This window comes from Achromobacter sp. (genome assembly GCF_057314935.1).
In genome coordinates, this window is sequence record NZ_DBHKZA010000008.1 from 79,240 (window position 1) to 86,462 (window position 7,223).

Below are 7,223 nucleotides of genomic sequence, written 5' to 3' on the forward strand. Positions count from 1 at the left end.
TCATGTCAGGTTCATCGCCGGCGCGGTATAAAAGACGATCCATCCCCCAATTTTTTCCAAGAGGTCCGGCATTGCGGCAGCCCCACCCGACCCGGCGCACACGCGGCGGCATCCTGTTGTCCGCCTGCGCGCTGGCGCTTGCGCTGGCCGTGGGGCCGGTCAGCGGACTGGCCGGCGACAGCGACCACGAGCGCGCGCGCCAGGCCCTGGAAGCCGGCAAGGTCTTGCCGCTGGGCGCGGTGCTGGATATCGTCGAACGCGATTTTCCCGGGCAGGTGGTCAAGGTCGAGTTCGAAGAGGACGACGACGAATTCATCTACGAGATCCGGGTGCTGCAGGCGGGCGGCGGCATCTTGAAGCTGAAGATCGACGCGCGCGACGGCGCGCTGCTGGCCGTGAAGGGCCGCGACATCAAATTCAAGGGCAAGGACTGATGCGCATACTCGTGGTGGAAGACGAACCCACGCTGGCCGGCCAACTGGCCGACGCGCTGCGCGGCGCGGGCTACACCGTGGACGTGTCCGGCGATGGCGAATCGGCGCGTTTCCTGGGCGACGTGGAAGCGTTCGACGCGGTCGTGCTGGACCTGGGGCTGCCCGTCATGGACGGGTTGACCGTGCTGAAGCAGTGGCGCGCTGCCCAGCGCGACATGCCCGTCCTGATCCTGACCGCGCGCGACAACTGGCACGAGAAGGTGGCCGGCATCGACGCCGGGGCGGACGACTACCTCACCAAACCCTTCCACATGGAAGAATTGCTGGCGCGGGTGCGCGCGCTGCTGCGGCGCAGCACGGCGCATTCCAGCGCGCAATGGCGCTGCGGCCCGCTCATGCTGGACACGCGGCAGGCCAAGGTCACGATCGACGGCCAGGCGCTGACGCTCACCAGCCACGAATTCAAGGTGTTGTCGGTGCTGATGCAGCGCGCGGGCGACGTGGTGTCGCGCACGGAGCTGATCGAGCACATCTATGCGCAGGATTTCGACCGCGACTCCAACACCATCGAAGTCTTCATCGGCCGCCTGCGCAAGAAGCTGCCACCCGACACCATCGAAACCGTGCGCGGACTGGGCTACCGGCTGGCGGCGCAGGGATGACGCCGGCGGGCGCGGGCATGCTGGGTTCGTTGCGGCTGCGCCTGCTTGCCGGCACGCTGGCCTGGATCCTCGTGTCCGTAGCCCTGGCCGGCTGGGGGCTGGCCAGCCTGTTTCGCCAGCACATCACTCAGCAATTGCAGGCCGAACTGACCCTGCATCTGAATCAGCTGACCGCGGCGGTCAATGCCGGCCCGGAGGGCCGCCCGGTGGTGGACCCGCCGCCGAACGATCCGCGTCTGGAGCAACCGCTGTCCGGCCTGTACTGGCAAGTCGACCGGCTGGCCGACGGCGGCCGGCCGGCGATGACTGGCGCGGCGCGCTCGCGGTCCCTGTGGGACCAGACGCTTGAGGTGCCGTCCGCGCCACGACAAGCGGCCGAGGCCGGCGATCAGACGTATGACATCGCGGGACCGGGCGGACGCAGCCTGGAGGCGGTGGCGCGCATCCTGAAACCGGCGGAAGAAGACGCGGCGCCGCTGCGGCTGGTCGTGGCGGCCGACCGCCGCGTGCTGGCCGAACCCATCAGCCGCTTCAACCACATGCTGGCCATTGCGCTGGGCGCGCTGGCCGCCGGACTGACGGCGGCGGCGGTGGTCCAGGTGGTGGTCGGGTTGCGGCCGCTGGCGCGCCTGCGGCGCCAACTGGCCAAGCAGAACGCGGGCGACAGCAGCCGGATCGAAGGACGCTTTCCCAGCGAGATCCAGCCATTGGTCGACGACTTCAACAAGGTGCTGGCGATGAACGCCGACATCGTGCAACGCGCGCGCACCCAGGCGGGCAATCTGGCGCATGCGGTCAAGACGCCGCTGACCATCCTGGCCAACGCGGCGTCGCGCGAGGCCAGCGTGCCGGCGTCGTTGGTGCAAGAGCAGGTGGGGATGGCGAACCGGCAGATCGACTATCACCTGGCGCGCGCCCGGGCCGCCGCATCGTCCGGCGCCGCCGACGGCCGCGCCCCGCTGCCGGATGCGGTGCAGGGGCTGGTGCGCGTCATGCAGCGCCTGTACGCGCAGCGCGGCCTGCGCATCGATGCGGCGGGCATATCGCCGGGGCTGGTCTTTCGCGGCGAACAGCAGGACCTGCAGGAGATGCTGGGCAATCTGCTGGACAACGCCTGCAAGTGGGCGGCAAGCCTGGTGCGGATCACGGCCGAGCCGGCCGCCGCCGGACGCTTGCTGCTGCACATCGACGACGATGGCCCCGGCATTGAAGACCACGCCCGCGAACGCATCTTTCTGCGCGGCGTGCGCATGGATGAAAAATTGCCGGGTTCGGGCCTGGGCCTGGATATCGTGCGTGATCTGGCCGGCACCTACGGCGGCGAGGTCCGCGCAGGACGCTCGCCGCTGGGCGGGTTGCGGGTGTCGTTGTGGCTGCCTTCGGCTTGAACGCCCGCGTGGGCCTTACTTCACCAGCGTGACGGGTGCGTCCGCCAACTGCAGCACCTGATTGGCGACCGAGCCGATCAGGATGTTGGCCAGCGTGCCGTTGCCGCGCGTGCCCATCACGATGCGGGCGCAACCGTGGTCGCGCGCGTAGCCGGCGATCTCGGTGGCGGCATGGCCGAATTCGACGTGGCTCGTGTAGTCCACGCCCGCCACGTCCAGCAACTGGCGCGCCTCGTTGGTGGCTTCCTGGCCTTCGCGGGCATAGAACTCGTCGATCATGTCTTGCGTGATCAGCCGAGACAGCCCAGCGCGCCCTTGCGTAGGCGTCTGGACGTTCAGGAGGTGGATGCGCGCGGAGGCAGCGCCTGCGGCCAATTGGCGGGCATGCAGCACGGCGCGGTTGGCATTGTCGGAGCCGTCGACCGGGACCAGGATGTTCAGCATGGATGCTCCTTGATGCGTCATTTGACCAGCGTGACGGGCAATTCCGTCAGGTGCAGGACACGGGTGGCGACGGATCCCATGAACAGCGACGACACCGATCCCAGGCCGCGCGAGCCCATGAAGATCTCGTCGGCGCCCGTTTCGCCGGCGATGCGGACGATGGTGTCGGCGGCCGCGCCGATCTCGACGCGCGCCTCGAAGGGCACGCCGGCCTGCGACAACAGGCGGCTGGCCTCCTCCAGGGCGGCGCGGCCCTCGTCCTGGTAATAGGCGTCGATCTCGGCTTGCGACAGGCCGCGGCCGATCTTGCCGGATTTCAGGGGGATCTGGACGCTGAGCAGGTCCACGCGTTCGACGGGATCATAGGCGCGTGCCGTCAACATGGCCTGGACGGCATGGAGGGCAGGTTGCGAGCCATCCACGGGAATCAGGATGCGTTTCATCGTCGTCTCCTTATTGTGTGCGAGCCGCGGGAGGCGGAGGCTTCTACTGTATTCGAATTATTCGCCTGTTTTGCCCGCCCGGGCATGCGCCGGATCAACCCGCCCGCTTGTTACGGTACTGGCTCAGCGCCAGCGCTCGGGTGTGGCCGCCGCCTCCAGCGGCGAGCCCAGCAGGCGGCTGGCCAGCGCCGCCAGCGCTGGCGCGCTGCCGGTGGTCTCCAGCCGCAATTCGCCCGGGCCGGCTTCGCGCAGCAGGCCGCGCTCCTGCAACTGGTGCCGCAGCCAGCGCGCCACGGGGGTCCCGGTTTCCAGCAGGGGAACGCCGGGGCCGGCGGCCGCCTGGATCGCGTCGCGCAAGAACGGGAAATGGGTGCAGCCCAGCACCAGCACATCGGCGCCGGCCGCGCGCAATTCCGCGACGGGCGCGCGCACGGCGGCCTCAACCCGGGGCCCTGACAGTTCGCCTTGTTCGACCAGCGCGACCCATTCCGGACACGGCCGCAGCAGGATGCGCACCTCAGGCGCTTCGCGTTGGACCAGCGTGGCGAATTTGGGGCTGGCCAAGGTGCCGGTGGTGGCGAACACGCCCACGACGCCGCTGTGGGTCAGGTGGGCGGCGGGCTTGATGGCGGGCTCCACGCCGATGATGATCAGGCCGGGATGACGGCGCCGCAACGGCGCGATGGCGGCAGCGGTGGCGGTATTGCAGGCCACCACCACGGCCTTCGCCTGGCGCGACACGAAGTAATCGGTCAGCGCCTGGGCGCGTTGCTCGACGAAGGCCTGCGTTTTTTCGCCATAGGGCACATGGGCCGAGTCGGCCACGTAGAGCAGCGATTCATGGGGCAGCGCGTCGCGGATGGCGCGCAGCACGCTCAGGCCGCCGACGCCGGAGTCGTAGATGCCGATAGGGGATTCGGAAATCATGGTCGGAAGTGCGGAATGCGGATGGCGGGCAGTGTAGCGCCGGCCCTAGTTCGCCTGTTGCTCGCGGTGGCGGCGCACCTCTTCGATCAGCTTGCGGGTGGCGCCGGACTGCGGCGCGTCGCGCCAGATCAGGTTCAGCGGGGCGCGCAATTCGACCGGATCGGTCACGCTGACGTACACCACGCCTTCGATGTTCACACGGCGCAGCGATGCGGGCACCAGCGACACGCCCAGCCCCGCGGCCACCAGGCTCAGTGTGGACAGCATGCGCGGCGCCTCCTGCGCGATGCGGGGGCTGAAGCCAGATGCGCTGCACGCCGTGATGATGGCGTCGTACAGCCCGGGGCCGCTGTGGCGGCGGTACAGGATCAGGGACTCCTCGGCCAGTTCGGACAGCGCGATGTGCCGCCGCGTGCGGCCCTTGACGGCGGGATGGTCCGCCGGAAACGCCGCCAGCATGGTTTCTTCCAGCACGGTCTCCTCGACTACGCCAGGGCCGGGTCCGTACGAACCCCGGATGAACGCGACATCCACGCGGCCTTCGTTGACGGCTTCGCGCAGTTCGCCGGTGCTGCTTTCCTCAAGCACCAGCCGCACGTTGGGCGCGCTTTCGCGGAATCGCCGGATGACCGACGGCACGAACGGATGGAACGCCGCCGATCCGGTGAAGCCGACGGTCAGCCGGCCGGCTTCGCCTTGCGAGACGCGGCGCACCCCGTCCACCGCCTGGTCCACCAGCGCGATGATGTTGCGCGCGTCGTCGACCAGCGCGCGGCCGCTTTCGGTGAGTTCCATGCCGCGCGGCAAGCGGTGAAAGAGCGTCACGCCCAGCTCCTGCTCCAGCACGCGGATCTGCTGGCTGAGCGGCGGCTGGCGGATGCCCAGCCGGGCGGCGGCCTTGGTCAGATGGGATTCCTCGGCCACGGCCAGGAAGTAGCGCAGAAGACGCAGATCGACTGAAGCCATATGCAATGAATATGATTGGTTAAGTAGTCATATATTAGACATTATCTGAGGCGAAGAGTAGGCTGCCATCTCGTTATCTTTCCCTTGGCGCGGCGACGCGCCGGCCTTCGCCCACCGGTCCCCGGACCGGCCATAACAACATGAATGCAGCACTTTCCACCTCCGAGGCCGATCTTCGGCCTCCCCCCACTTGCGGGCAGTTGTTCTACGGATTCCTGATGCTGGGCCTGACGGCCTTCGGCGGCGCGCTGCCCCTGGCGCGCCGCATGGTGGTCGAGAAGCACCGCTGGTTGAGCGGGTCCGAGTTCACTGATCTGCTGGGCCTGTGCCAGTTCCTGCCGGGCGGCAACATCATCAACCTGTCGGTGGCGCTGGGCATGAAGTTCCGCGGCCCCCGGGGCGCGTTCGCCGCGCTGATGGGCCTGATCCTGGCGCCGTCCGCCATCGTCATTCTGCTGGGCATGGTGTACGACCGGTTCCAGAACGATCCCCACATCCAGCATTTGTTCGCCGGCCTGGCGGCCGCCGCCGCGGGCTTGCTGATCTCGATGGCGGTCAAGATCGGGGTGCCCGTGATCAAGCGCCGTGACTGGCTGGCCGGCGTGGTGGCCACGCTCTGTTTCGTGGCGATCGCGGTGCTGCGCATTCCGCTGTTGCCGACGATGGCGGTGCTGACGCCGCTGAGCATCCTGCTGGTCTGGAGGCAACGTCGATGATTCAGACCCTGATCTCGCTGGCCTTGATCTTTTCCCAGCTGTCGGTGCTGGCGTTCGGCGGCGGCAACACCATCCTGCCCGAAATGCAGCGCCAGGTCGTGGACGTGCACGGCTGGATGACGGCCGCGGACTTCTCCGCCTTGTTCGCATTGGGCCAGGCAGCGCCCGGCCCCAACCTGATGGTCGTCACGCTGGTCGGCTGGCATGTGGCGGGGGGATGGGGCATGCTGGTGACGACCATCGCCAAGTTCGGCCCGTCGTCCCTGATCACCATCCTGGCGCTGGGCTTGTGGGAACGGTTCAAGGACCGCCCGTGGCGCGGCGTCATCCAGGCCGGCATTTTCCCGATGACCGTCGGGCTGGTGGCGGCCAGCGCCGCGTTGATCACCGAGGCGTCCGTGCACAGCTGGCTGCTGGGGGCGATCACCGCCGTGGTGGCGTTGCTGGGCAGCGCCACGCGCATCCATCCGCTGTGGTTGCTGTTCGGCGGCGCGCTGGTGGGTTTGCTGGCGATCGGTTAGCGTAGGGCTCTTGCCGCGCGTAGGAGCCCCCATGACGAAGCCCATTCCGGACGATCCGCAAGCCGAAGACCCCGCGGCGTCCGTTGAAAGCCTGCCCTTCTTCCATGCGCACCGCCGGCTGGTGCTGTGCGGCCTGCTGTTCGTGGTGGCGGGCGGCATCGCCTATGTGTTGGGCCGCTCGCCCAGCCTGGCGCTGCTGCTGGGCTTTGACGCGGCCGCGCTGGTGTTCCTGGTGGTCACGGCCCGCGCGTTCGGCCAGGCCAGCCCGGCCTCCATGCGTGTGCACGCCAAGCAGCAGGACGTCGGGCGCTTGGGCGTGTTGTGGAGCAGCGTGGCGCTGTCCTGCATGGTGATGGTGGCGTTGTGGGTGGAACTGCGCGGCGAAAGCAATGCGGGCGGCGTGGTGGACATGCTGGCCGCGGCCGCGACCATCGTGCTGTCGTGGCTGTACATGAACATGATCTTCGCCCTGCATTACGCGCATGGCTATTACGGGCACCGCTCCGGCACGCACAAGGGCCTGGATTTTCCGGGCACGCACGAACCCGACTACTGGGATTTTGCGTATTTCGCGCTGGTGCTGGGCATGACGTTCCAGGTGTCGGACGTGCAGATCGTGAACCGGCGCGTGCGCCGCATGGCGCTGATGCACAGCGTCATCGCTTTCTTTTTCAATGTTTTCATCATCGCCATCAGCGTCAACGTGGCGGCGGGGAAAGCCT

The 7,223-nt window shown here is 68.1% G+C and carries 10 protein-coding genes; 6 read left to right on the forward strand and 4 right to left on the reverse strand.

The window, feature by feature from the left end; all coding sequences use genetic code 11:
* Nucleotides 1-71: 71 nt before the first annotated feature.
* From ACO6D5_RS04815 to ACO6D5_RS04825, 3 genes are read left to right on the forward strand one after another with little or no spacing between them, the layout of a single operon-like run.
* A complete protein-coding gene (locus ACO6D5_RS04815) occupies nucleotides 72-434 on the forward strand; it encodes a PepSY domain-containing protein (protein ID WP_485824747.1) in 363 nt (120 codons plus the stop codon).
* Nucleotides 434-1,096, forward strand: a complete 663-nt coding sequence (locus ACO6D5_RS04820; protein ID WP_315845152.1) for a response regulator transcription factor — start codon at nucleotides 434-436, stop codon at nucleotides 1,094-1,096. The genes ACO6D5_RS04815 and ACO6D5_RS04820 overlap by 1 nt, the downstream gene beginning before the upstream one ends.
* Nucleotides 1,093-2,484 carry a sensor histidine kinase gene (locus tag ACO6D5_RS04825; protein WP_485824748.1) on the forward strand — a complete coding sequence of 464 codons (1,392 nt, stop codon included), beginning with the start codon at nucleotides 1,093-1,095 and terminating at the stop codon, nucleotides 2,482-2,484. The genes ACO6D5_RS04820 and ACO6D5_RS04825 overlap by 4 nt, the downstream gene beginning before the upstream one ends.
* 15 nt (nucleotides 2,485-2,499) lie before the next feature.
* Here ACO6D5_RS04825 and ACO6D5_RS04830 read toward each other — a convergent pair whose 3' ends face one another.
* The 4 genes from ACO6D5_RS04830 to ACO6D5_RS04845 form a co-directional block, all read right to left on the reverse strand.
* A complete protein-coding gene (locus ACO6D5_RS04830) occupies nucleotides 2,500-2,928 on the reverse strand; it encodes a universal stress protein (RefSeq protein ID WP_315845154.1) in 429 nt (142 codons plus the stop codon).
* 17 nt (nucleotides 2,929-2,945) lie between these two features.
* Entirely contained in the window at nucleotides 2,946-3,371 is a 426-nt protein-coding gene (locus ACO6D5_RS04835; RefSeq protein ID WP_315845155.1) for a universal stress protein, read from the reverse strand.
* 123 nt (nucleotides 3,372-3,494) lie between these two features.
* Nucleotides 3,495-4,298, reverse strand: a complete 804-nt coding sequence (gene murI, locus ACO6D5_RS04840; RefSeq protein WP_485824749.1) for a glutamate racemase — start codon at nucleotides 4,296-4,298, stop codon at nucleotides 3,495-3,497.
* A gap of 45 nt (nucleotides 4,299-4,343) precedes the next feature.
* Complete coding sequence (locus ACO6D5_RS04845; protein WP_315845157.1) at nucleotides 4,344-5,264, reverse strand: LysR substrate-binding domain-containing protein; 921 nt, start codon at nucleotides 5,262-5,264, stop codon at nucleotides 4,344-4,346.
* A gap of 140 nt (nucleotides 5,265-5,404) precedes the next feature.
* Between ACO6D5_RS04845 and ACO6D5_RS04850 the strand changes: the two genes are divergently transcribed.
* The 3 genes from ACO6D5_RS04850 to ACO6D5_RS04860 form a co-directional block, all read left to right on the forward strand.
* Nucleotides 5,405-5,980 carry a chromate transporter gene (locus tag ACO6D5_RS04850; RefSeq protein WP_315845158.1) on the forward strand — a complete coding sequence of 192 codons (576 nt, stop codon included), beginning with the start codon at nucleotides 5,405-5,407 and terminating at the stop codon, nucleotides 5,978-5,980.
* Nucleotides 5,977-6,501 carry a chromate transporter gene (locus tag ACO6D5_RS04855; protein WP_006222676.1) on the forward strand — a complete coding sequence of 175 codons (525 nt, stop codon included), beginning with the start codon at nucleotides 5,977-5,979 and terminating at the stop codon, nucleotides 6,499-6,501. The genes ACO6D5_RS04850 and ACO6D5_RS04855 overlap by 4 nt, the downstream gene beginning before the upstream one ends.
* Before the next feature lie 31 nt (nucleotides 6,502-6,532).
* On the forward strand, nucleotides 6,533-7,223 hold a 691-nt coding region (locus ACO6D5_RS04860), incomplete at its 3' end, for a DUF1345 domain-containing protein (RefSeq protein ID WP_485824750.1).